Below are 22,425 nucleotides of genomic sequence, written 5' to 3'. Positions count from 1 at the left end.
GGCGGGCGATAAGTTAGGCAGGTGGCTTAGAACTGGCCGCGCACGCCCAGCTGCCACATGCGGGCTACGGGGTACACGCCCGTATCCTGGCCGGCGTGGTAGGGGCCGGCGCCGCCGCTGCTCACATTTGGGTCGAAGCCGCGGTAGGAGCCGGTTACGAACAGGTTCTGGCCGCCCACCCACACGCTGATGGTGCGGGTATCGGAGCGGAGCACCTCGTAGCTAAGGGCAAGTTGGGAAAGGCGCACGTGGCTGCCATCTTCCAGGTCCTCGTTGAAGGGAAGGGGGTAGGAGCGGATGCCGCTACCGGCCCGGGGTACGGAGGTGTTCTGGTTGGCGGGCGTCCAGTAGTCGAGGGCCCGCACGGTGCTATTGGCCGAGGCCGAGGGGGCGTCGAGGCGCATCAGGACCGAGTTCTGCATCTGGTAGCCGAAGAGGCCGTCGAGCTGGGCCTCGAGCTGGAAGCGCTTCAGGCGCAGCTGCTGCGTGAAATTGAGCGAGTAGCGGGGCAGGCCGCCGTTTTCGTAGTAGGTGTCGCCGTAGTCGAGGCGGCCGTCGTTGTTGCGGTCGGTGGCGCGGCGCTGGCCGGCGCTGGGGTGGCCCGCCGGGTAGGTGCCATCGGCCTCATACACCAGGAAGCGGCTCACGGGCTGGCCCACCGCCAGGTTGCTGGGCACCATCTGGCCGAAGTCGTCGCCGGGCTTGAGCTCGGTTACCTCGTTGCGGTTAGTCGCGGCGCTCAGCTGGGAGAAACCAGCTACCGGCCCGGCCTGCCAGCTGCCACCGGCGGTAAGCTCCAGGCCCTTATTGAGCAGCGTGATGTTGGGAAAGATGGGGTAGGTGGTGATGCCGCTACCCGTGGGCACCGAAACCAGGAACGAGGCCTCCGAATGGGTGGTGCGGCGCTGGTAGGCGGCCACTTCCAGCGTAAGGCGGCCTCCGAGCAGGCCCGCGCGCAGGCCGGCATCGTGCTGGGTGGTGCGGTCGGCCACGAAAAAGGAGCTGGTTTTGCCCGAGCCGGCCCAGAGGGTGAGGTCGGTGAGCTGCTCGGCGTTACGCAGGAAGCCTTCTTTATTGATATGCCAGCTCAGCTGGGCTCCGGGCAGCCACACTTTCTTATCGGAGGCGTTTTTGCCGGAGGCAAACTCGGTGCGCATGGAGGCCTGCACCTCGTAGCGGCCGGCGTAGGTGTAGCCCGCCACCACCGAGGGGCTGTGAATGGCCAGGCGCTTCTCTTCGGACCGGAAAAAGCCGCCCGAGTACGCCCCTTCATAGGTATAATCCAGCTCGCGCTGGTCCTGCTGGCGCAGATAGTTGAGGGCCGCCGTCACGGCGTGCTGCTCCCGGAAGGTGCGCTCGAAGCGCAGGGCGGCGGCCACTACCCAGTTGCGGGCCGAGGTGGTGGCAGTGCCGGTGTGCTCCACGGCTACCGGGCCGGGGCCAAAGCCGTTGGGTGTGTAGTCGAGGCCTTCGGCGTCTACCTTCTCGCGGCTGCCGCGGGCGGTCAGGCTCAGGCTGGGCGAGAACTGGTAGGTGGCGTTGAGCTGGGTGATAAGGCGGCGGGTGCGGGCCGTTTGTGAGTAGTCGTCGAGGGCAAAGCGAGGCTCGGGCGGGACGTAGCTATAATACGCGGTGCGGGCCGGTACGGCCGGAATGCCCAGCAGGTAGCTCCGCACCAGAGAGCCGGCATCCAGCTCCTGACCGGCGTGGTGCTGGTCGGTTTGGCTGGCGCTGGCCCGCACGCCCACGTGCAGCTTCTCGGTGACTTGCTGGTCGAGGTTGAAACGCAGGCTGCCCCGGCTCATCCCCGACTTGACGATGACGCCAGCCTGATTGAGGTAGTCGGCGGCGGCGTAGTAGCGGGTGTTGCCGGCGAGGCCGTCCACGCTCAGGTTGTGGCTCTGGATGGCAGCGGGCCGAAACAGTTCGTCCTGCCAGTCTACTTCCTGCAAGCTGTTCAGCTCGGCGGCCGAGTAGGGAGGCGGGTTCCCGAGGTTGGAACCCGCGGCGGCGTTGACGAGCTCGGCATACTGGCGGCCATTGAGCAGCTCATAGCGCTGGCGCACCTGCTGCACGCCACCCCAGCCGCTGTAGCGCACCCGCAGGGGCTGGGGGGCGCTGCCCCGCGCCGCGCCGCTTTTTGTGGTAATCAGGATAACGCCATTGGAGCCCTGCATGCCGTATTGAGCGGTAGCGGCGGCGCTTTTTAGCACAATTATGTGGTCTACGTCTTCCACGGGCAGGTCCAGCAGCGGGTTGGCGTTGGGTGTGGTCGGGGTAGAGTTGTTAGGGTAGTTGGAGTTATTGTTGGGCTGAGAAAACGGGCTTCGGCTGCTCCAGCGCTCCGGCGTCACGTCGGTATTGTACACGGGCACGCCATCCACCACGTAGAGGGGCTGGCTGCTGCCGGTCAGGTTCGTCGCCCCCCGAATGCGCACCGTGGCCCAGGCCCCCGGTGCCCCGGAGTAGGGCGTGACCTGCACCCCGGCTACGCGGCTGAGTAGGGGTTGAATAGTGGTGAAGGCCGGCAGTAGGTTGTGTTCTCGGATAGGATAATCTACGATTAAGCCGGGGTGACTTGCGCGAAGGCTATCAATAGAAGTGAGGGGTGTGTTAGCCGGTTGTTGGGCCTGGGCAGCGGAAGCGGCAAGAGAAAGAATGCTGAGCGGTAAGATTCTATTCATAGTAAGGATACAGGGAAGAAATCAGCCCCGAAGATAGATGCCGCGGCCCGGCTGATTTCACACCAGAACTCAACAATTTTCCTTTCGTCCAAACCTGTACTTTTGCCCTGCTTACTACCCACCCACTCCTCCCGTATGAACTTCGACCGGAAAGACTACTCCAACGACATTCTGCTCCACCTCTACCAGGGGCTGCTCAAGCCGCGCATGATAGAGGAGAAAATGCTCATTCTGCTGCGGCAGGGCAAGGTCAGTAAGTGGTTTTCGGGCATCGGGCAGGAGGCCATTTCGGTGGGCAGCACCCTGGCCCTAAATCCCGACGAGTACATTCTGCCCCTGCACCGCAATTTGGGCGTGTTTACGGGCCGCAATATCCCCCTCGACCGGCTCTTTGCCCAGTGGCAGGGCAAAACCACCGGCTACACCAAGGGCCGCGACCGGAGCTTCCACTTCGGCACCAACGAGCACCACATCGTGGGCATGATCAGTCACCTGGGGCCGCAACTGGCCGTGGCCGGCGGCATTGCCCTGGCCGATTTGCTCGACGAGCAGCCCCGCGTGACGGTAACCTACAGCGGCGACGGGGGCGCTTCCGAGGGCGACTTCCACGAGGCCCTGAACGTGGCGGCCGTGTGGCAGCTGCCGGTCATCTTCATCATCGAAAACAACGGCTACGGCCTGAGCACGCCCAGCCGGGAGCAGTTCCGCTTCAACTACTTCATCGACAAGGGCCCCGCCTACGGCATGGAAGCTGTGCAGGTAGACGGCAACAACGTGCTGGAAGTATATGACACGGTGAAGCGCCTGGCCGAGGACCTGCGCCAGAACCCGCGCCCCGTGCTGCTGGAGGCCCTTACCTTCCGCATGCGGGGCCACGAGGAAGCCAGTGGCACCAAGTACGTACCCCAGGAGCTGTTTGAGGAGTGGGCCCAGAAAGACCCGGTGGAAAACTACGAGAAGTGGCTGCTGGCCGAAGGCATTCTGGATGAGGAAGCCCGCATGCGCTTCCGCGAAACCATCAAGCGCGAAATCGAGGAAGGGCTACGCGTGGCCGACGCTACACCCATGCCGACGGCTAACGTGGCGGAGGAAATTGCCGACATGTACCAGCCCTTTGAGGCCGATAAGTCGCTGCAGCTAGCACCTGACAACCAGCAACCAACCACCGAGAAACGCTACGTCGACGCCATCAGCGACGCGCTGCGCCAGAGCATGGAGCGCTACCCCGAGCTGGTGCTCATGGGCCAGGACATTGCCGACTACGGCGGGGTATTTAAGGTAACGGAAGGCTTCGTGGGGCAGTTTGGCAAGGGCCGGGTGCGCAATACGCCCTTGTGCGAGTCGGCCATTGTGGGCGCGGGCCTGGGCCTGAGCATCCGGCGCAAAAAGGCCATGGTCGAAATGCAGTTTGCCGACTTCGTAACCTGCGGCTTCAACCAGATTGTGAACAACCTGGCCAAAAGCCACTACCGATGGGGCCAGAATGCCGACGTAGTGGTACGCATGCCCACCGGCGCGGGCTCGGCGGCCGGCCCATTCCACTCCCAAAGCAACGAGGCCTGGTTTACCCACACACCCGGCCTGAAAGTGGTGTTTCCGAGCAACCCGCACGACGCCAAGGGCCTGCTCAATGCCGCCATTGAAGACCCCAACCCGGTGATTTACTTCGAGCACAAGATGCTCTACCGCAGCATCAGCGGGCCTGTTCCGGATGCGTACTACACCACGCCTATCGGCAAGGCCGCTCTGGCCCGGGAAGGCTCGGAGCTGAGCATCATCACCTACGGGGCCGGCGTGCACTGGGCCACCAGCCTGGCCGAGGAGCTGAACCTGGACTGCGACATCCTGGATTTGCGCACCCTGCTGCCCTGGGACGAGGAAGCCGTGCGGGCCACCGTGCTCAAAACCGGCCGCATCATTCTGTTCCACGAAGACACGCTCACGGGCGGCATCGGGGGAGAAATTGCGGCCTGGATTGCCGAGCACTGCTTCGAGCACCTCGACGGCCCGGTGCAGCGCGTGGCTTCCCTGGACACGGCCATTCCCTTCTCGCCGCCGCTGGAAAAGGCCTTCTTGCCCCAGCAGCGCCTGCGCGAGCGGGTCGAGAAGCTGCTGGCTTACTAGCCGTTGGCGGGGTAAAGAAGTGGTAGTCAGCTGCTGCTTTCCCCGCTAGTCTGCTAGTGTCTGGGTTGTTGTTTATCTTTCGGACTGTCTTGTCCCGAAGCTTTATCGTGAACTGCGCTGCATGAGCTTTTTGTCTTTTTCTACCATGCGCCGCGTCGTAGGCGGTGTCGCGCTTGGCTTCCTGCTCATGGCTGGCGGCGGCTGCCGACCCTACCGCATGCCTAACCCCACGGGGCCGCCCCAGCCCAAGGTGAAGGCCGTCAACAAGGACGAGGTGTCAGCCGATGGGCGCAGCACGGGGGCTACCACGGAGATGAAGCCCATCAAAAACAACTACGACAAAAACGGGCTGCTGAAAAAACCCAAGTACGAGCGGCGGCGCCTGAAGAAAAAAGTTGGCCAGCGCACCTTTCTGGGTATTACGCTGCCGTTTTAAGGCTCTGCAAATGCCACTTACTGTAGCGGTTGCGTATACATTCGACGGCAGATTTTAAACCTGGTTTCGCCGCCGCAGTCTAGTCCATCAGACATTCCCTACCCCTGATTTCTATGCGTGTCATCTACTTAGCCTGCGGGCTGCTGTTGGGCCTGAGTACGGCCGCCCTGGCCCAAACCGACGATATGTATCCGGCGCGCAAACGAGCCGAAAGTCGCCGCGCCCTGCGCGACGCCCGCAAGTTCAAGGCTGAATACAAGGACTCACACTTGTCGGTGGATAAAACCAGCCTGAAGCCTGGCGGAACCGGCCGGCCGCAGCAACCTAATGACGGCCGCGAGAGTTATAAGTTCGACAACGCGGGCATGCCCCGCGTGAGCGAACCGGCCCACGTTGGGTTGGGCCTGCGCACCAAAAAGAAAGCAAAGAAAGAATAGTCCTATGAGTACTCCCTGGCTGCCCCTCACCGAGTCCGATCAGCTCACCGATATCGTACGCGAGTCGCACGAGCATCCGGTGCTGATTTTCAAGCACAGCACCAGCTGCTCCATCAGCGCCGCGGCCAAAAGCAAGCTGGAACGCCAGTGGCCCGATGCCAACCTGGACAACGTGACCATCTACTACCTCGACCTGCTTCGCTACCGGCCCATTTCCAGCGAAATAACCAGCAAGTTTGGCGTGCGCCACGAGTCGCCCCAGCTGCTGCTGATTCAGGATGGCGAGTGCCGCTTCGATGCTTCCCACATGGGCATCCGCCTCAGCGACGTGAAGGGCGTAGTAAGCTAGAAAAGTGGTGAGATGAGGAGGTGGTGAAGGGGTAAGTTTTTCTACTGTTTGCGCAGACTGCGCAGTTGTTACCAGTAGCCCTATAACTCACCCGTTCACCACCTCACAATTCCACTTATTCGCCGTAGGCGAACTGAACCTCCTGCCGGATTTCTGGGTTCAGACTTAGGGCTACCGGACAGGTGCGGGCTGCGTTTTCGAGCAAGGCACGCTCCTTTTTGGTTAGGGAACCCGGGAGCCGAAAGCTTACATCAATCTGGGCAATGCGGCGCGGCTCCGAGGCCATATGCTTGCTTACCTCAAAGCTCACCCCGGTCAGGTCAAGGTTGTTGCGCTCGGCGACGATGCCCATAATGGTCATCATGCAGGTGCCCAGCGCCGCACTGACCAAGTCGGTGGGGGAAAAAGCTTCTCCGCGGCCGTGGTTATCCACGGGGGCGTCGGTGAAAATAGTGGTGCCCGAAGCGGTGTGAACGGCTTCGGAGCGCAGATTACCGGCGTAGCGGGCGGTGGCGGTGCTCATAGTCAGAAAGTTGGCAATACATTGCTCGCAAATTTACGTACTTTAGATAGGACGGCCCCGTGGCCGGTCATTTCGCGTCATTTCCTCCATCCTTAGCCATCCCGCCACCCGTGCGTCACTTCTACACTTTCGGCTTTTGCTTGCTGGCCCTGCTTGGGTCGTCGCTTCGGGTGCAGGCCCAGAGCAACGACGAGCCTTCCTACCGCAAGGAATTTACCTACGGCATCAACTTCAACACCCGCGGTGGCCTGATTGGCGGTGTCGCCGTGCGCTCTACGCGGGTTTTGGACGAAAAATGGTCCCGGTTCTGGGGCATTGAGGGCGTCGAGGTGAAGCACCCCAAGGAGCAGCGCCTCCTCAACGGCGCTACCGGCGGCTCCTTCGTGGCTGGCAAGTCGAACTACATGTTCGTCATACGGCCTTCCTTCGGTATGCAGCGCGTTGTTTTCCGCAAAGCACCCGAGTCCGGAGTACAGATCAACGCCTTGCTCGGCGCCGGGCCCTCGGTGGGCCTGCTGATGCCCTACTATATCTACTACGACTATACGCTGCGCGAAAACGGCGGCCGGGCGGTGCAGGAAGATATCCGCAGTGAGCAGTACGACCCCACGCTTCATCCCCGGGCGGAGTTGATTCTGGACCGGGCCCCCATTTTCACCGGGGCCGGCGAAACGAATGTGAAAGTCGGTGGCCACCTGCGCGGGGCGCTTAGCTTCGAGTATGGCCGTTACCGCGACGCCGTGGCGGGCATCGAAACCGGCTTCCTGTTTGAAGTGTACCCTAAGAACCTGATGATTCTGCGGGCTCCTAACATCAGTGACAGCGCATTGAATACGAACTTCTTCCCGTCCGTGTACCTGACGCTCTACATCGGGCACCGGAGCTAAGCCAACAACCTCGCCTTTTCGGCAACTAAAAAGGACTTTTCAGGCGTTCGGGTGTTTATACCCTGACGACTGGAAAGTCTTCTGTTTTTTAGCCATCCTTGCCCGGTGGTACTCATAACTGCTAACTGACCGCTACCTTTGTAGTATGGATGACCTGCTGCTGACTTTACCTATCATTCAAGCCCAAACCGCCGCTCCGGCGGTACCAGCCAAGCCGCGCAAGCCGGACTGGCTGCGCGTGAAGCTGCCGGTAGGCCCCGAATATGCCAAAGTGCGCCGCCTGGTGGACGAGCACAAGCTGCACACCATCTGTGAGAGCGGCAACTGCCCGAATATGGGCGAGTGCTGGGGCGCCGGCACGGCCACCTTCATGATTCTGGGCAACATCTGCACCCGCTCTTGCTCATTCTGCGCCGTGGCTACGGGCCGCCCCAATGAGTATGACACCGACGAGCCCCGTCGCGTGGCCGAAGCCATTCAGCTCATGGGCGTGAAGCACGCCGTAATTACCAGCGTGAACCGCGACGAGTTGAAAGACCGGGGCGCCAGCATCTGGTACGAAACTGTGGTGGGCATCAAGCAGCTCAGCCCCAGCACCACCATTGAAACGCTGATTCCGGACGTGAAAGCCAACTGGGCCGCATTGGATACCATGATTGCCGGTGGGCAGGAAGTGGTGTCGCACAACGTGGAAACTGTGGGCAGCCTCTACCGCCTCGTGCGGCCCCAGGCCAAGTACGACCGGAGCCTGGAGCAGATCCGGCGCACCAAGGAAGCCGGTAAGCGCACTAAATCGGGCATTATGCTGGGCCTGGGTGAAACCAAAGAGGAAATGTACCAAGCCATGGACGATCTGGCGGCCAATGGCCTCGACATCCTGACCCTGGGCCAGTACCTGCAGCCTACCAAGCGTCACATCGAAGTAGCCGAGTTCATTCACCCCGATCTGTTCGCGCATTACCGCGAGGAAGGCTTGCGCCGGGGACTCAAGTACGTGGAATCCGGCCCGTTGGTACGTAGCAGCTACCACGCCGAGCGCCACGTGAACGTGCCGATTTAAAAGGCGTACTGCGAAATGCTGTCAAACAAAAAGCGCGGCTCCCACTATGGGGGCCGCGCTTTTTGTTTGACAGCATTTCGCAGATTGAGCTTAGCGGGTAGCCTGGCTGTTGCGACCGTCGGTGGGAGGGTAGGTGCCCAGCACGCTGCCCACAATGCGGAATACTTCGGGCTCGGAAATGGTGCGGTTCTCAATCTGGGCTTCGCCCATGCCGCGCCACGCCAGCTCCTTGCGCTTGGCATCCACGATGTCGATGATGACAGTGCCTTCCTTGTATTCCGAAACGGAGTTCATACCGCGGCCATAACCGTAGTAGCCGTAGCCGAAGCCATAGGGCGAGTAAGGATAATTCACGCGCTGCTTGTCTTCCACCTTGGCGCTGTAGGCCACAAAAATGTCGGGGTTCTTGTCGACCTGCGTGAGGCCTTTACGGCCCATTTCAGCCTCTACGGCCGTACGCATGCGCTTATCGAAGAATGACTCGTAGCCTTTGGCCGGACCGCCTTCCGTGTCCGTCATCTGCTGTGGATACCAGGCCCAGGTTTTATAGGCGCGGAAATTCACGGAATGGTCGAAATCGGAGGAGACACCAACGTGCGAGCTGGCGCAGCTGCTAACTCCCAGCAGCAGGGAAAGGCCCACGGCTGCCAGGGCAACCGGACGGGCGAAAAAGCGGGATATGCGGTTCATTGGTGGTTGATCAGATAGTGGAGTATAGAAGAACCCAACGGACGAAGGATGGTTGGCAGCAAGTACCGAAAAATCCAGCTTTGTAGGGCTGATTTTTTAACGTTGAGGGCCCCGCCAACGTTCCCGAAGTGGTAGGCTAGCAGCGTATTCCGGCGAAGAAATTTTATTGGAAAATTCCTTTTAACCTTGAAATAGCTCTATCTTAACCCACCTAACGACTTATTATGAACAAACGTCTACTTCACATCTTTACTCTGGCTCTGCTTTCTTCCTGTAGCGCCGCCAGCGAGTCTTCCTCCTCCTCCCGCGCCAACCGGACGCCCGTTGCCTACAACACCGTCGTCGAATGCACCCTGTATGATGGCATGAGCAAGCAGTCGGCCACCCTGACGACTATTGGCTCGGGCATGGAAGTGCAGGTGATGGATACCGTGGATGCCTACTTCGTGAAGGCCCGGGTGACCAAGGATGGCAAACCTGTGACGGGCTACATGTACCGCACCTGCTTTCCCCAGCGCTAGAATCCTGGCCACCGTATCTGGCACACCCGCTTGCAAACCGACAAACAAAAAGAGCCGCTCCTTCCGGGGCGGCTCTTTTTGTTTGGTTAGCAGCCGTTAATAGGACGGGCCTTTGTCGGTAGCAACCAGCTTTTCTTCCTGGTCGGCGTACTCTTCCAGCGGGGTGCAGGAGCAAATCAGGTTCCGGTCGCCGTAGGCCGAGTCGATGCGGCTGACGGTGGGCCAGAACTTGGCGGCCCGCACGTATTCCAGCGGGTACACGGCCTGCTCGCGCGAGTAAGGGCGCGTCCACTCGTGGGTGAGGACGGTAGCGGCCGTGTGCGGGGCGTGTTTCAGCACGTTATCCTTGGCATCAGCTTTACCCGACTCAACGGCGGCAATTTCCTTGCGGATAGAAATCATGGCGTCGATGAAGCGGTCCAGCTCCTCCTTGCTTTCCGACTCGGTGGGCTCCACCATCAGGGTGCCGGCCACGGGGAACGACACGGTAGGCGCGTGGAAACCGTAGTCCATCAGGCGCTTGGCAATGTCCTCTACCTCGATGCCGGCCTTCTTGAACTGGCGGCAGTCCAGAATCATTTCGTGGGCGCAGCGGCCATTCGAGCCAGTGTACAGCACGGGGTAGTGCTCTTCGAGGCGGGCCTTGATGTAGTTGGCGTTCAGAATGGCTATTTCAGTAGCCGCTTTCAGCCCTTCGCCACCCATCATGGAGATGTAAGCGTACGAAATGGGCAGAATGCTGGCCGAGCCCCAGGGCGCCGACGAAACGGCGCCTGTGGCTTTTTCGTGGCCTACTTCGACTACTGCATGGCCGGGCAGGTAAGGAGCCAAGTCGGCTACTACGCCGATGGGGCCTACGCCGGGCCCGCCGCCGCCGTGCGGGATGCAGAAGGTTTTGTGCAGGTTCAGATGGCACACGTCGGCGCCGATGGTGGCGGGCGACGTAAGGCCTACCTGGGCATTCATATTGGCTCCGTCCATGTACACGCGGCCACCGTGTTGGTGAATCGTGGCGCAGATGTCGATGATGGTTTCCTCGTACACGCCGTGGGTGCTGGGGTAAGTCACCATCAGGCAGCTCAGGTTGTCGGCATACTGAGCGGCTTTGGCCTTGAGGTCTTCCACATCGATGTTGCCTTCCTCGGTGCTTTTTACCACCACTACCTGCATGCCGGCCATAACGGCCGAAGCGGGGTTGGTGCCGTGGGCCGAAGCCGGAATCAGGGCAATGTTGCGGTGGCCCTGGCCGTTGCCTTCGTGGTAAGCGCGAATCACGAGCAGACCGGCGTACTCCCCCTGGGCACCCGAGTTGGGCTGCAGGCTGACGGCGGCAAAGCGCGTTACCTCGCAGAGCCAGGCTTCCAGGTCCTCGAAAATCTGCTGGTAGCCCTGAGCCTGCTCGCGGGGCGCGAAGGGGTGGAGGCCACCGATTTCGGGCCAGGTCACCGGAATCATTTCGGCGGTGGCGTTGAGCTTCATCGTGCACGAGCCCAGCGGAATCATGGAGTGAGCCAGGCTCAAATCCTTGTTTTCCAGCTGCTTCATGTAGCGCAGCATCTCGTGCTCGGAGTGGTGCGTGTTGAAGATGGGGTGCGTGAGATACTCCGAAGTACGAACGAAGTTTTTAGGCCAGGTCAGCTCGACTTCCTCGGGAATTTCCACGGCTTCAGCCGCCGACTTGCCCAGCACTTTGGCAAATACGGCCCCGATGAAGGCGACGTCGGAAGCTTCGGTGTTCTGGTGCAGGGAAATGCCTACGTTCGACTCGCCGAAGTAGCGGAAGTTGATGCCGGCGGCTTCAGCCTCTTTTTTCACGGCCTGCTGCAGCTCGGCGCTTTCCAGCTGAATGTTGAGCGTGTCGAAGTAGAAATCGTTGGCCTGCTCTAAACCCAGGGCTTTCAGCTCCTTCTCCAGCAGCTGAGTCAGGGCGTGAATGTTGGTGGCAAACTGACGGATGCGCTGCGGACCGTGGTACACGGCGTACATACCGGCCAGCACCGACAAGAGCACCTGGGCGGTGCAGATATTACTGGTAGCTTTTTCGCGGCGGATGTGCTGCTCGCGGGTTTGTAGGGCCATGCGGTAGGCCTTGTTGCCGGCCGCGTCGATGCTCTGACCAATGATGCGGCCGGGAATCACGCGCTTGAAGGCATCTTTGGTGGCCAGGAAACCGGCGTGGGGGCCGCCGTAGCCCATGGGTACGCCGAAGCGCTGGGAGTTACCCACGCAGGCATCAGCGCCCAGCTCGCCGGGAGGCGTAAGCAGGGTTAGGGCCATCAAGTCCGCGGCTACGGTCACAAAAATTCCGTGGTCGTGGGCCTTGCTGATGAAGTCTTTGTAGTCGAAAATCTGGCCGTCGGCGGCGGGGTATTGCAGCAGGGCGCCAAACAGCGAGTCATCGTTCAGATCAACGGAGCGGTGGTCGCCTACCACCAGCTCGATGCCGAGCGGCGTGGCACGGGTGCGCACCAAGTCGATGGTCTGGGGCAGCACAAGGTCCGATACGAAGAAGCGCGTGGCATTTTTCTTCTTGCTCTGGCTGTGAAACATGTGCATGGTCTCGGCGGCGGCGGTGCCTTCGTCGAGCAAGCTGGCATTGGCAATTTCGAGACCCGTCAGGTCAATTACCATGGTCTGGTAGTTGATCAGAGCTTCGAGGCGGCCTTGGGCAATTTCGGCCTGGTAGGGCGTGTAGGCCGTGTACCAGCCCGGATTTTCCAGGATGTTGCGCTGAATTACGCCCGGCAGCTGGGTGTCGTGGTAGCCCAGGCCGATGTAGTTTTTATAGAGTTTGTTCTTGGCCGCAATGCCTTTGAATTTCGCCAAAAAAGCCCGCTCCGTAAGGGCAGCGGGCAGGTTCAACTCGCGCTTGAGCCGGATGGCGGCGGGCACTGTTTCGTCGATGAGCTGCTCGACCGAGTCTACACCGATGGTGCGGAGCATTGCGGCCACTGCCTCAGCATCCGGACCGTTGTGGCGGTCGATGAATACGTCGGCGGGCTTGGTTTTGAGAATCATAGAAAAGGGCTAGAAATGGCGGGGAAATGCCCGATGGGAGGGTGGGGCACACAAAGGTAAGACGAAAAGGCGAGGCCGCCTTACGGCAAAAGGGGTAGTTTTACCCGATATTCCATCCTACCCAACTTGCTACCACCCAACCCCAAACCCATGCGAAAAGTTACCCTTGGCATTATCTGCGAAGGCAAAAATCCGCCGGACAAACGCGTGCCCCTGACGCCCAAAAAGTGCGTGGAGGCCCAAACCACCTTTCCCGGCCTGACCATCGTGGTGCAGGAAAGCCCCGTGCGCAGCTACTCCGACCAGGAATACCGCGACCTGGGCATTCAGGTGAGTCCCGAGTTGAGCCAGTGCGACGTGCTGCTGGGTGTGAAGGAAGTGCCCGTGGCTCAGCTGATTCCCGACAAAACGTATATGTTCTTTTCGCACACCGTGAAAAAGCAGCCCGCCAACCGGGAGCTGCTGCGGGCCATTCTGCAGAAGAGCATTACTCTTATTGACTACGAGATGCTCACCAACGCCAACGGGGAGCGAATTGTGGCCTTCGGGCGCTACGCCGGCATCGTGGGGGCCTACAACGGGCTGCTGACCTACGGCCGCAAGCACGACCTCTACCGCCTCAAGCCCGCCTACCAGTGCGTGGACATGGACGACATGCAGGAGGAGTTCTTCAAGGTGAAAAAGTTGCCGCCTATCAAGATTGCCGTGACCGGCTCGGGCCGCGTGGCCCAGGGCGCTTTGGAGGTGCTCGACCGGATGGGCATCCGCAAGGTGAGCGTGTACGATTACTTGTACCTGGACTTCGCGGAGCCCGTGTACGCCCAGCTGCGCAGCTCCGACTACAACGCCCGTATCGACGGCCGGGTGTGGGACACGCCCGACTTTCACCGCAACCCGCAGCTGTACAAGAGTACGTTCGACAAGTTTCTGCCCGTCACCGACCTGCTCATTGCCTGCGCCTACTGGCACCCCACGGCCCCCAAGCTGTTTAGTGAAGAAGATACCCGTCAGCCCGGCTTCCGCATTAATACCATTGCCGACGTGACCTGCGACGTGAATGGCTCTATTCCGTGCACCAAGCGCAGCAGCAGTATCCAGAACCCGCTCTACGACTACAACCCGCAGACCGGGGAGCTGGAAGAGCCCTGCTCCCGGCCGGGCAACATCACGATGATGGCCGTGGACAACCTGCCCTGCGAGCTGCCCCGCAACGCCTCCCGCGACTTCGGCCGCCAGCTGCTCGACAACGTGTTTCCCCACCTGCTCAGCGACGATGCCGACGACGTCATCGAGCGGGCTACCATTGCCCGGGGTGGCCAGCTCACCGAGCGGTATCAGTACCTAAGTGACTATGTGGCTGACTAAGCGCACAAAAAAAGGCTCGCTGTAAAGCGGGCCTTTTTTTATCAGTAGTGAAGCAGGGATGCTACACTCCGTTGAGAACCGGATATTTGGCCTGCACAATCTGGTAGATGCCATAGGCCATCAGGCCCACAGCTACTATGCCCAGCACGCCCGGCCCCATCGAGCTCAGCAGGTCGAAGGCGCCTTCGGTATCGTTTACCTCACTGGCGTTGGCATGGCGGGCGGCCTGCACGAAGAAGTAGCCAATAATGGCCATAACGATGCCGCGGGCCGTGTAGCCAATCTGACCGGTGCGGAATACGAGCTGCTGCTGCTCGGTGGGCAGGCTGCTGGCATTCACGTGCTTAGCAAATTTACCCGAGTAGGCCCGCCAGATCTGGTAGATGCCGGTGCCGATGATAAAAAGACCAATGGCGCCTACCAGCCACTGACCGTACGACTGCTCAAGCAGCGTTTGCACCATCGACTGCTTGGTGTTGCCGCTGCCGCCGGCACTGCTAACGGACGTGTTTTCCCAGGCCGATTTGCCCGCGTAGTAGGCCAGGGCCACGTAGAACAGGCCGCTGGCCGCGTAGCCAATGCGGCGGGCAATTCCTTTGGCACCATGGCCTTTGTTTTCGGTGTCGCGTAGGGCCTGGGTAAAGCGCCAGATAACGTAGCCGGCTAGGCCCAGCGCAATCAGGCCCAGCAGAAACCGGCCCATGGGCAGGTCCTGAATGGCCTGCACGGCCTGCTGTTTGTCGGTGGTTTTGCCACCCTGCATACCAGTAGCGGCTAGTAGGGCCAGAATGCCCATGGTCAGGTACACGGCGCCCTTGGCCGCAAATCCGAAGCGGGCCAGCGTCCGGATACCCTGGGAAGGGGAGGCGTGAGGAAGAACGGAAGAAATCGAAGCCATAGCTGCAAACGTGTAGGTGAAGGCTACTGCTTACGAGGATGGCCGAGTTTGGGTGCGGGCCTTCGCGGCTACCCATGCCGGCCCAGCATGCCGCTGGGCTGAAATACGGCCGCGCCCTGGCCCAGCAACGCCTTGTTTTGCGGAATATCCAGCGTCAGGATGGGCTTGCCGTGGGCCGAGGAGCTTTGCAGCAGCCGCGCCAGATTGCCGTTGGGAGCCAGGTAGGGAATAAAAAGCTGGTCGGCCAGCTCGGCCACGAGCATGTTGCGGATGTCGGCCGTTTCCTGGGTCACGGTTTTTACATCCGCTTCGAAAGGGGTAAGAAACAGCAAGTGGCCGGCTTCAATCTCCGGCCCATACTCCATCCGGATATTGGGCTGAATGCCGCGGCCAAGCACGTACACAATCGGCTGCTGACGCCCCTGGAGCAGGTAGCGAAAGACGACCTGCTCCAGCAAAGAGTGAAAGCCCGACACGATGCACCGGCTTTGGGCGCGCTGCTCCAGGGCCCATAGGTACGTGGGCTGCTCGATGCTGGCGGGGTAGTCACGGGAGCAGAAAAAAGCGGTTTTCGGCTGGCTTAGCAACTCGACACTTCCCAGCTGACGAATCTCTTCGGGTGCAATGACCATACACGGATAACAGAAACGTGCGGCAGATGGATGTTTATGTCATAATTTTAATTGAAAAATTACTACCAAGCAAGCTGGTATATCTGTTTTAATTATCGTAACAGGTTTATTAACAGGTTTTTAATGTTTATAACAGTATGGTAAATTCCAAAACTCCTGTAACTCGCTACAGCTACTGGCAAAGGTTGTCTCAGTGCAGCGCAGTGGCCGCCAGAATAGCCGCTCCCATCAGCAGGGTGCCAACCCCGGCCCCAAACCCGACCATGGCCTTGCCTGCCCGCTGGCGCCGGGCCTGCTGCTGGTAGCTGCGCAAGTAGTCCGGATTGCGAAGCAGCTCGGCATCGGGCACCTTAAAAGTGGACGCATTGGGCCGGCGGGCTGCAATACCAATGCTGGTAGCAAGGCCGGCCACCGGCGACAAAACCGTGACGCCATAAGCAACCCAGAAGGCGCGGCGTCCGGTGTAGTACTGGCGGGCATCGGAAGCGCCGCGCAGGCGCGCTTCGGCCGGGGCAAGTACCCAGGGCTGAGGGGCCGCGCGGTGTATTACTTCCCGGGCCCCGTTGGCGTAGCGAATCAGAAATACTTCGGCAGCAGCCAGCTGCAGAGTATCAGCGGCGGCGCTGTCCGGGCGGGCTATGTAGCGAATGGCATCGGGGGCCACGACCAGCACTTTGGCCTTTATTTCGCGGCCATCAGTGCGCAGGATTACGTCGTGCTGGGCCTGGGCCACGTGGGTTAGGAGTAACCAAAGAATCGTCAGGCCGCCGCGCACGGCCGGCCGGAAATAGGCAGGGACGCTCATAACAGCTGGGGCTAGTAGCGCCGGGAGTTGAAGCCGAACAGCAGGCTGAACCGGGCGCCGCCGTTGCCGGGCACTACCGCAAAGTTCACCGGGAAGTTGACGCCGTGGGAGCGGAAGCTGGTGCCTACGGCCAGAGCAATGCTGGCGCTGATGGGCGTCAGGTTGGGGCCCAGGCCAAATTCCAGTCCCTTGGGGCCCCGAATACCGACCAGGGCATTCAGGCTGGGAATAAACTTGTTTTGCTCCAGGCCTCCAATCAGCGGAATGATTTCCAGCAAACCCGACGTACCGCTGGGCAAGCGGAAAATGCGGGTTTCAAACTGCCAGCCAAACTGCGTCAGAAATGGGTTGACGTTATACTCCGCCTCCGCCTTACGGGCCACGCCGCCGGCCAGCACCGTCACGCCGATGCGGGGGCCGCCCAGGTGCACCTCATTGTAGGCCGGGGCTTCGTCGCCGGGCACTACCGGGCCCGGCGGGGGTGGGGACGATGGCAGGGCCGAGGCTGGCGCCGGGGAGGTAGCCGCCGGTGCCGTCAGCACTTCCTTCACGCCGTTGGCATACCGAATCATGAATACGTCGGACTTCCGCACGATAATCAGAGGTCCATCCAGGTAGTCGAAACGTTTGTAGCGCACTTCCGTGGGCGTTATTTCCAGGATTTTCACCTGCAGCTCTTCCCCGTTTTGCTTGGTCAGCAAATCCTGGGCGTGGGTGGTGAAAGCCAGCAGGCAGCCGGCAAGCAGGAGTAGGAGTCGTAGCATGGTGTGGGGTCGGTAGAGTGAAATTCTATAGGCTAAAGATGCAAGTGAACTACCGGCCGCTGCTACCCGGTTTTCGGGTTTGTAAGACTTTTGTATTGTCTGTATATAGTGTTTAAATAGTTGATATATAAATGCTTAAAATTAGATTTGGTAGACTTTAAGAAATTATCCGCACCTTAGGTCACGCTCATGGATGACCTACGCACTACCCTCGCCACTTTCTCCGCGGAAGACCGCAAAGACTTCGGCCGATTTATTCAGCGCCAGCGCAAAAAGCAGAAGGGCCGCATGGACTCGCGGCTGTATGAGCTGCTGCTGCACCAGAAGGAATATACCACCGAGGAGCTGGTAGCGCGCCTCTATCCGGAGGAGCCCAACACGGTGGCCTACTACGCCCTGCGCAAGCGCCTGATGCGGCACGTCACCGATTTTCTGCTGCTGCGCCAGCGCCAGCAAGACCCCACGGCGGCTTCCTCCGTGCGCGGGCAGCTTACCCTGGCCCAGTACCTGTTCGAGGCCGGCGTGCCCCGCATGGCTTGGCTCACGCTGCGCAAGGCCGAGAAGCTGGCCCTCACCAACGAGCAGTACGAGCTGCTCAATACCATCTATAACCTGCAGATTGCCCAGGCCGACAGTGAATACGCCGACGACCTGAATGACATTATCCGCCGCCGCAACCTCAATAAGAAGGCGGCCGACGAAGAGGAGCGGGCCGGCATTGCCCACAGTCTGATCCGGCAACGCCTGCGCGAGGCCCGGGTGCGAGGCCGGGCCGGCGAGTCGTTTGATGGCATCATGCACGAAGTACTGCGCGAATACGACCTGCAGGAGGCCTTTGCCCGCCGCCCGTCGTTGCTCTACCGGCTCATGTCCATTGCCCGCAGCGCCATGCTGGCCCGCCGCGACTTTGCCTCCTTCACGCCTTTTGTCATCCGCTGCTACCGCCTCATGGAGAAGCGGCACGGCTTTGCAGCGGCCCACCGCTACTACCAGCTCAGCCTGCTCTACATGATTGCGCACGGCCTTTACCGCACGCGCCGCTTCAGCGAGTCCATCGAGTATCTGGAGCAGCTGCGGGTGGCGCTGTACACCGGCCCGCGCGGGCACTACGCCGATTTCGTGCCCAAGTACACGTTTCTGCTGGCCGCTAACTACGCCTTCTTGCGGCGCAATACTGAAAGTATCCAGCTGCTGGAGGAGGTGCTCAAGGGCCGTGATGTGGTACTCAATCCCCGCGACCAGCTCACGGCCCGGCTGGGGCTGGGCTTTCACTACTTTGCCGAAGGCAAGTTTGCCAAAACCAACCAGGTGCTGATTGGTATCGGGCGCTCCGACCGGTGGTGCGAGCAGCAAATGGGCCTGGAGTGGGTGTTCAATAAAAGCCTGGGCGAAATGCTGGTGCAGCTGGAGATGGGAAACCCCGACCTGGCCCTGAACCGCCTGCGGGCCATCGAGCGGGTGCTGCGCGAGCGGCTCGGCGACGACGGCGGCGACTACCACTACGTGCTCAACTACCTGGGGCTGGTGCGCGAAATTATTGATGACCCGGCTGCGCCCACCCGGCCCGGCTTCGTGAAGCGCATGGAAGCGCTGCCCGCCTTTTTGCCGCTGGAGCGCGAAGATCTGCACGCCATGAGCTTCTACGCCTGGCTAAAATCCCGCACGGTAGCGCGTCCCTACTACGACGTGCTGCTGGAGCTGTCGGCCGCCGCCCCAGTGTAGGTTCCGGCCTAAACAACAGCGGGCCCATGCTGCAGTAGCATGGGCCCGCTGGGGTAAGCGTGCGTCGGGAGACGACTACTTGTTGGTTTCTTCGACCAGCTTGTCGGCTTCTTTATCAACTACAACAGCCGTGTCGCCAGCTTCGGGAGCCATATCAGCTTTTACTTCACCAGCGGCGTTGGCGGTAGCGTCAGCAGCATTTTCGGTGGTGGTGGCAGCATCGGTAGCAGCGCTTTCGGCGGTAGCTTCGGCATTCTCCTGGGTTTTCTCCGAGCAGGAAGTAGTGGCGAACATGGCGAAAGCAGCGGCAACAAACAGGGTTTTGAAAGGCGTTTTCATGGCTAAAAGGAAATAAATTAAAGAGTTGAGTTGGCCTTCATACCCGCTTTTCTGAAAAGTAACCCAACGGCCGGGCAAAAAATGGCTGAAAACTTGCGCTGCACCGACGCCGTAGCCTAGTCTCGTTCTTACTAATTCCCACCATTTTGCACGTTTCCTTTTCTCTTCCGCGGGTGCTGGCCCTGGGCTGCCTGGTAGTGGCCTTACACACCACCGCGCCGGCCCAAAGCCGCTCCAGCAACGACGGCTTCCAGCGCCGCGACGGCACGATGTACGTGATTCGCAACGGCGTGAAGCGTCCCATGACCCACGACGTGCACCTGCCCAACGGCCGCACCGTTACCCACGACGGCTTCGTGGTAGCCCGCGACGGCAAGCGTACCGAGCTGGCCGAAGGCAAAGGCTGCGACCTGAATGGCAGCGTCGTGGCCGTAACCCCTGGTCCGCAGGGGCAGCTGCTGCTGGCAGCCGCGCCGCGCCCCCAATCGGCGGGTGCCGATGCGGTCAACGTTTCTTACCTGCGCCAGCTGCTGGAAGGCTCGGGCAAGCGACGGGGCTGGGGATACTATAAAAAGAAGGGCAAACACGGCAAAGGCAAGCACAAAAAGGACGACGACTAAGCCGCGCTAGGTTAGTTCACCGGGTCGCCATCCTCGTCAATATAGAAGGTGCGGCCGTCCTGGGTTACCCGGGCTTTGCCGTCGGTAAAGTCGCTGGCGCTGCTGTAGCGGCCGAACGGCTTGGTGTCAGGCTTGGTGCTGGTCAGGTAGTCTTTACTGATAAAAGTGTAGCCGTCGGCGAGGCGCACCCGGGCCAGGCCGCCGCGGAAAGTGTAAGCTTCCCTAAACAGCTTCGGCGCTTCGGCTGGTACTTCGGGGCCGGTAATGTAGAACCAGCCCCGGTAGTCGAGCACGGCCGCGTGGCCTTCGGCAAAATCCAGCGCGTTGTAGTAATACTGGCTGAATTCCTGGCCTTCCTTGTCAATAAAGGTGTAGGTGTCACCAATCCGGACGCGGGCATAGTCGCCGCTGTAGGGGTTCAGGGCGTCGTAAGTAGGCGGCAGTATTTCCTGGCCGTCCTCATCAATAAAGCCAAAGGCCCCAGCCCTTTCTACCACGGCGCGCTCCTCGTGAAAGTCGCCGATAGCGCTGTAACGGGCAGGTACCAGCGTGTCACCGTTGGCTGCTAGCAAACCCCATTGGCCATTCTGTTCGAAGCGCGTCGGGGGGCCGGCCAGCAATGAACGAACACCACCGATGACCAGCACCAGCGCCACTACGCCGGTACCCAACGCGGCCAGGCGGGGCAGGCGGCGGCGCCAGGCCCGCAGTTTCCGGAAATCCCACGGGGTAGTCGGGCGTGCCGGACCCAGGTTGGTTGCGGCAGCAGTAGGGCCGGGCGGGGCCGCTGCAACGACCGGCCCCGGAGCCCCGACCGGCGCTGCGGCGGCTGGGGCTGGGCTGTTTTGCAGGCGCTGCATCAGCTGCTCCAGTTGCTGAATTTTGGCATCCAGCTCCCGGTTGCGGGCTTCCGATTCGGCCCGGGAAGCCTGAATAGCAACGTCGAGAGCGTCTTTCTCCCGACTTTCCAGGGCCAGGCGCTCTTGCAGCAGGGCCGCCTCGGGCGCAACCGGTGGCGCGGCGGCCAGCTGCTCGCGCAGCTGCGCTATGCTTTTTTCCCGCTCGGCCTCGCGGGCTTCCATAGCGCGCAGCTGCGCGGCCAGCTCTTTCTGCATGGCGGCCTGCACGCGCTCCAGCTCCTGCTTTTCCTGATTGCGGGCAGCCAGGGCGGTTTCGGCGTAGCCGTAGGGGGCATTATCTAGGTCATCCACATCCTCAGCGCCCAGCCAGCGCCAGAGCCATGCGGCTTTCTGCTGCAGAAAGCTGGTGGCCGTTGCTGGGGCTGGCGGGGCATCCGGCAATTCATCCACTTCCGGGTCAAAAGCTTCGGGAGCATCCGGTGACCCGGTTTCCGCTGGCGCTATTTCTGCGGCCAGTTGCTCCAGGTCGGCGGCCGTCAGGTCTATTTCGGGCGTGGCCAGTTGGGCCAGGCGGCGGGTAAAGCGGCTGGGGTCGGCCAGCAGCTGGAAGTTGTTGGCCGCCGGCACGGCACTCATCCGCTCCTCTACTTCAACCCCAAAAACCACGGCCTCGCCAAAGAGCAGCAAACCGCTGATGAAGTTCAGATTGGCCTGGCCTGCGGGCAAATACGGCGTCAGGAGCTGCGCCAAGGCTGCTTTCTGCTGCACGAACTGCTGAAATGGGTTGTCGGCCTCGGCTTTGCCAGTCAGGGGTGCGCCGCCCAGCTGCCAGGCTGCGTGGGCAAAGTCGCGGATGGAAAGCTGGCCGCCCCGGGGCTCCAACAGCAGAATGGTAATCAGGTGGGGCCGCAGCACCACAGCATCCAGCACTTCTCCCTCGTCTAAGGGCCAATTGCCGAGCAGCAGGGTAGTGGGTTGGTTGGGCTCGGCTGCCAGCGCGGCCCGAACGGCTTCAAATTGCTCCTGGCGGGCTTTATCAGTGAAAGGAGACAGAACGGAAACGTGCAGCATAGGGGGATGAAAGCGGCCTGACGAAGACGGAGGGGTGGTCCGGGCGGGTTGTACGCGCGCCGCGGCGGCCCGGTCACTTAACTTTTCTGGAAAGAAGGCAGTATAGCAGATAACTTCTTTCGATTTTTTTCCTCTTGCCATGGACTCCACTGCGCCCACGCCCCAGAATACTCCCACGCCCACTATCCCCTTGGACGTAACCGACCAGCAGAACTCGGCTTTGCTGGATGATACGCTGGCCCTGCTCAACAACGGCGTGCCGGAGAAAGCCGACCAGCGCGGCCTGGGCGAGATAGAACGCTGGGAGCAAGTGCTGCGGGCTTCTGAGCGGCCCGGCCTGGCCAAGATTATCCAGGAGCTGGCCACGCTGCGCGAACAGCTGGAAACCCCCGACACCGCCGCCCACGACATTGCCGAAACCCTGGCTACGCTCGGGGCCGAAACGGTGAAAGTAGCCGACGAAACTTCCGACGACTACAGCGGCCCGCTCACCCAGCTGGGCAAGCTGCTTATCAAAATGGGTTCTTCGCTTTCCCGCTAGTTCAGGATTGCCCCCAACCAAAAGCCTCCGCCAAACACTGGCGGAGGCTTTTGGTTGTAAGGCGCACCCCACCCGAAAC

The 22,425-nt window shown here is 60.9% G+C and carries 21 protein-coding genes; 11 read left to right on the top strand and 10 right to left on the bottom strand.

The window, feature by feature from the left end:
* Positions 1-26 precede the first annotated feature (26 nt).
* Positions 27-2,684, bottom strand: a complete 2,658-nt coding sequence (locus LGH70_RS03185) for a TonB-dependent receptor plug domain-containing protein (protein WP_226182615.1) — start codon at positions 2,682-2,684, stop codon at positions 27-29.
* Between the two features lie 135 nt (positions 2,685-2,819).
* On the opposite strand from LGH70_RS03185, the gene LGH70_RS03180 reads away from it, so the two are divergent.
* From LGH70_RS03180 to ytxJ, 4 genes are all read left to right on the top strand, one after another.
* A complete protein-coding gene (locus LGH70_RS03180; RefSeq protein ID WP_226182613.1) occupies positions 2,820-4,808 on the top strand; it encodes an alpha-ketoacid dehydrogenase subunit alpha/beta in 1,989 nt (662 codons plus the stop codon).
* 145 nt (positions 4,809-4,953) lie between these two features.
* Positions 4,954-5,244, top strand: coding sequence for a hypothetical protein (locus LGH70_RS03175; RefSeq protein WP_226182611.1), 291 nt, complete (start codon positions 4,954-4,956; stop codon positions 5,242-5,244).
* Positions 5,245-5,357: 113 nt separating this feature from the next.
* Entirely contained in the window at positions 5,358-5,681 is a 324-nt protein-coding gene (locus LGH70_RS03170) for a hypothetical protein (RefSeq protein WP_226182609.1), read from the top strand.
* A gap of 4 nt (positions 5,682-5,685) precedes the next feature.
* Positions 5,686-6,030 carry a bacillithiol system redox-active protein YtxJ gene (ytxJ, locus tag LGH70_RS03165; protein ID WP_226182607.1) on the top strand — a complete coding sequence of 115 codons (345 nt, stop codon included), beginning with the start codon at positions 5,686-5,688 and terminating at the stop codon, positions 6,028-6,030.
* A 115-nt stretch (positions 6,031-6,145) separates the two neighbouring features.
* On the opposite strand, the gene LGH70_RS03160 is transcribed toward ytxJ, so the two are convergent.
* Positions 6,146-6,553 carry an OsmC family protein gene (locus LGH70_RS03160; RefSeq protein WP_226182605.1) on the bottom strand — a complete coding sequence of 136 codons (408 nt, stop codon included), beginning with the start codon at positions 6,551-6,553 and terminating at the stop codon, positions 6,146-6,148.
* 110 nt (positions 6,554-6,663) lie between these two features.
* On the opposite strand from LGH70_RS03160, the gene LGH70_RS03155 reads away from it, so the two are divergent.
* Together LGH70_RS03155 and lipA are read left to right on the top strand one after the other, a co-directional pair.
* Complete coding sequence (locus LGH70_RS03155) at positions 6,664-7,440, top strand: hypothetical protein (RefSeq protein WP_226182604.1); 777 nt, start codon at positions 6,664-6,666, stop codon at positions 7,438-7,440.
* A gap of 157 nt (positions 7,441-7,597) precedes the next feature.
* Positions 7,598-8,500: a lipoyl synthase gene (gene lipA, locus LGH70_RS03150; protein WP_431357415.1), complete on the top strand. Its 903-nt coding sequence runs from the start codon at positions 7,598-7,600 to the stop codon at positions 8,498-8,500.
* A 90-nt stretch (positions 8,501-8,590) separates the two neighbouring features.
* On the opposite strand, the gene LGH70_RS03145 is transcribed toward lipA, so the two are convergent.
* Positions 8,591-9,190: a DUF4136 domain-containing protein gene (locus LGH70_RS03145; protein ID WP_226182600.1), complete on the bottom strand. Its 600-nt coding sequence runs from the start codon at positions 9,188-9,190 to the stop codon at positions 8,591-8,593.
* Between the two features lie 224 nt (positions 9,191-9,414).
* Between LGH70_RS03145 and LGH70_RS03140 the strand changes: the two genes are divergently transcribed.
* Positions 9,415-9,711: a hypothetical protein gene (locus LGH70_RS03140; RefSeq protein ID WP_226182598.1), complete on the top strand. Its 297-nt coding sequence runs from the start codon at positions 9,415-9,417 to the stop codon at positions 9,709-9,711.
* A 96-nt stretch (positions 9,712-9,807) separates the two neighbouring features.
* Here the strand turns inward: LGH70_RS03140 and gcvP are convergent, their stop codons facing one another.
* A complete protein-coding gene (gene gcvP, locus LGH70_RS03135; protein ID WP_226182596.1) occupies positions 9,808-12,729 on the bottom strand; it encodes an aminomethyl-transferring glycine dehydrogenase in 2,922 nt (973 codons plus the stop codon).
* A 150-nt stretch (positions 12,730-12,879) separates the two neighbouring features.
* Between gcvP and LGH70_RS03130 the strand changes: the two genes are divergently transcribed.
* Positions 12,880-14,094 carry an NAD(P)-dependent oxidoreductase gene (locus LGH70_RS03130; protein ID WP_226182594.1) on the top strand — a complete coding sequence of 405 codons (1,215 nt, stop codon included), beginning with the start codon at positions 12,880-12,882 and terminating at the stop codon, positions 14,092-14,094.
* A gap of 61 nt (positions 14,095-14,155) precedes the next feature.
* Here the strand turns inward: LGH70_RS03130 and LGH70_RS03125 are convergent, their stop codons facing one another.
* The 4 genes from LGH70_RS03125 to LGH70_RS03110 form a co-directional block, all read right to left on the bottom strand.
* Positions 14,156-14,992 carry a DUF1206 domain-containing protein gene (locus tag LGH70_RS03125; protein ID WP_226182592.1) on the bottom strand — a complete coding sequence of 279 codons (837 nt, stop codon included), beginning with the start codon at positions 14,990-14,992 and terminating at the stop codon, positions 14,156-14,158.
* Between the two features lie 68 nt (positions 14,993-15,060).
* On the bottom strand, positions 15,061-15,624 hold the full coding sequence (locus LGH70_RS03120; RefSeq protein WP_226182590.1) for a hypothetical protein: 564 nt from the start codon (positions 15,622-15,624) through the stop codon (positions 15,061-15,063).
* Positions 15,625-15,814: 190 nt separating this feature from the next.
* Complete coding sequence (locus LGH70_RS03115) at positions 15,815-16,429, bottom strand: hypothetical protein (RefSeq protein ID WP_226182588.1); 615 nt, start codon at positions 16,427-16,429, stop codon at positions 15,815-15,817.
* Positions 16,430-16,440: 11 nt separating this feature from the next.
* Positions 16,441-17,193: a hypothetical protein gene (locus LGH70_RS03110; protein ID WP_226182586.1), complete on the bottom strand. Its 753-nt coding sequence runs from the start codon at positions 17,191-17,193 to the stop codon at positions 16,441-16,443.
* Between the two features lie 189 nt (positions 17,194-17,382).
* Here LGH70_RS03110 and LGH70_RS03105 point away from each other — a divergent pair, with 189 nt between their 5' ends.
* Entirely contained in the window at positions 17,383-18,915 is a 1,533-nt protein-coding gene (locus tag LGH70_RS03105; RefSeq protein ID WP_226182585.1) for a hypothetical protein, read from the top strand.
* A 75-nt stretch (positions 18,916-18,990) separates the two neighbouring features.
* Here LGH70_RS03105 and LGH70_RS03100 read toward each other — a convergent pair whose 3' ends face one another.
* Positions 18,991-19,254 (bottom strand): hypothetical protein, encoded by a 264-nt coding sequence (locus LGH70_RS03100; protein ID WP_226182583.1) that lies wholly within the window; start codon positions 19,252-19,254, stop codon positions 18,991-18,993.
* A 146-nt stretch (positions 19,255-19,400) separates the two neighbouring features.
* On the opposite strand from LGH70_RS03100, the gene LGH70_RS03095 reads away from it, so the two are divergent.
* On the top strand, positions 19,401-19,874 hold the full coding sequence (locus LGH70_RS03095; protein WP_226182581.1) for a DUF6799 domain-containing protein: 474 nt from the start codon (positions 19,401-19,403) through the stop codon (positions 19,872-19,874).
* 11 nt (positions 19,875-19,885) lie between these two features.
* Here LGH70_RS03095 and LGH70_RS03090 read toward each other — a convergent pair whose 3' ends face one another.
* Positions 19,886-21,805, bottom strand: coding sequence for a WG repeat-containing protein (locus tag LGH70_RS03090; protein ID WP_226182579.1), 1,920 nt, complete (start codon positions 21,803-21,805; stop codon positions 19,886-19,888).
* A gap of 139 nt (positions 21,806-21,944) precedes the next feature.
* On the opposite strand from LGH70_RS03090, the gene LGH70_RS03085 reads away from it, so the two are divergent.
* Positions 21,945-22,346 carry a hypothetical protein gene (locus LGH70_RS03085; RefSeq protein WP_226182577.1) on the top strand — a complete coding sequence of 134 codons (402 nt, stop codon included), beginning with the start codon at positions 21,945-21,947 and terminating at the stop codon, positions 22,344-22,346.
* The last annotated feature ends 79 nt before the right edge of the window (positions 22,347-22,425 follow it).

The organism is Hymenobacter nitidus (assembly GCF_020447315.1).
In the GTDB taxonomy this organism is placed as follows: Bacteria; Bacteroidota; Bacteroidia; order Cytophagales; family Hymenobacteraceae; genus Hymenobacter; species Hymenobacter nitidus.
Note: the sequence above shows the minus strand (reverse complement) of the source record. Positions and strands in the feature narration are given on the sequence as shown.

Bases quoted from the DNA above. Each gene is read 5' to 3' on its own strand.
- LGH70_RS03185 (WP_226182615.1), bottom strand. From the start codon at position 2,684: ATGAATAGAATCTTACCGCTCAGCATTCTTTCTCTTGCCGCTTCCGCT.
- LGH70_RS03180 (WP_226182613.1), top strand. From the start codon at position 2,820: ATGAACTTCGACCGGAAAGACTACTCCAACGACATTCTGCTCCACCTC.
- LGH70_RS03175 (WP_226182611.1), top strand. From the start codon at position 4,954: ATGCGCCGCGTCGTAGGCGGTGTCGCGCTTGGCTTCCTGCTCATGGCT.
- LGH70_RS03170 (WP_226182609.1), top strand. From the start codon at position 5,358: ATGCGTGTCATCTACTTAGCCTGCGGGCTGCTGTTGGGCCTGAGTACG.
- ytxJ (WP_226182607.1), top strand. From the start codon at position 5,686: ATGAGTACTCCCTGGCTGCCCCTCACCGAGTCCGATCAGCTCACCGAT.
- LGH70_RS03160 (WP_226182605.1), bottom strand. From the start codon at position 6,553: ATGAGCACCGCCACCGCCCGCTACGCCGGTAATCTGCGCTCCGAAGCC.
- LGH70_RS03145 (WP_226182600.1), bottom strand. From the start codon at position 9,190: ATGAACCGCATATCCCGCTTTTTCGCCCGTCCGGTTGCCCTGGCAGCC.
- LGH70_RS03140 (WP_226182598.1), top strand. From the start codon at position 9,415: ATGAACAAACGTCTACTTCACATCTTTACTCTGGCTCTGCTTTCTTCC.
- gcvP (WP_226182596.1), bottom strand. From the start codon at position 12,729: ATGATTCTCAAAACCAAGCCCGCCGACGTATTCATCGACCGCCACAAC.
- LGH70_RS03130 (WP_226182594.1), top strand. From the start codon at position 12,880: ATGCGAAAAGTTACCCTTGGCATTATCTGCGAAGGCAAAAATCCGCCG.
- LGH70_RS03125 (WP_226182592.1), bottom strand. From the start codon at position 14,992: ATGGCTTCGATTTCTTCCGTTCTTCCTCACGCCTCCCCTTCCCAGGGT.
- LGH70_RS03120 (WP_226182590.1), bottom strand. From the start codon at position 15,624: ATGGTCATTGCACCCGAAGAGATTCGTCAGCTGGGAAGTGTCGAGTTG.
- LGH70_RS03115 (WP_226182588.1), bottom strand. From the start codon at position 16,429: ATGAGCGTCCCTGCCTATTTCCGGCCGGCCGTGCGCGGCGGCCTGACG.
- LGH70_RS03110 (WP_226182586.1), bottom strand. From the start codon at position 17,193: ATGCTACGACTCCTACTCCTGCTTGCCGGCTGCCTGCTGGCTTTCACC.
- LGH70_RS03105 (WP_226182585.1), top strand. From the start codon at position 17,383: ATGGATGACCTACGCACTACCCTCGCCACTTTCTCCGCGGAAGACCGC.
- LGH70_RS03100 (WP_226182583.1), bottom strand. From the start codon at position 19,254: ATGAAAACGCCTTTCAAAACCCTGTTTGTTGCCGCTGCTTTCGCCATG.
- LGH70_RS03090 (WP_226182579.1), bottom strand. From the start codon at position 21,805: ATGCTGCACGTTTCCGTTCTGTCTCCTTTCACTGATAAAGCCCGCCAG.
- LGH70_RS03085 (WP_226182577.1), top strand. From the start codon at position 21,945: ATGGACTCCACTGCGCCCACGCCCCAGAATACTCCCACGCCCACTATC.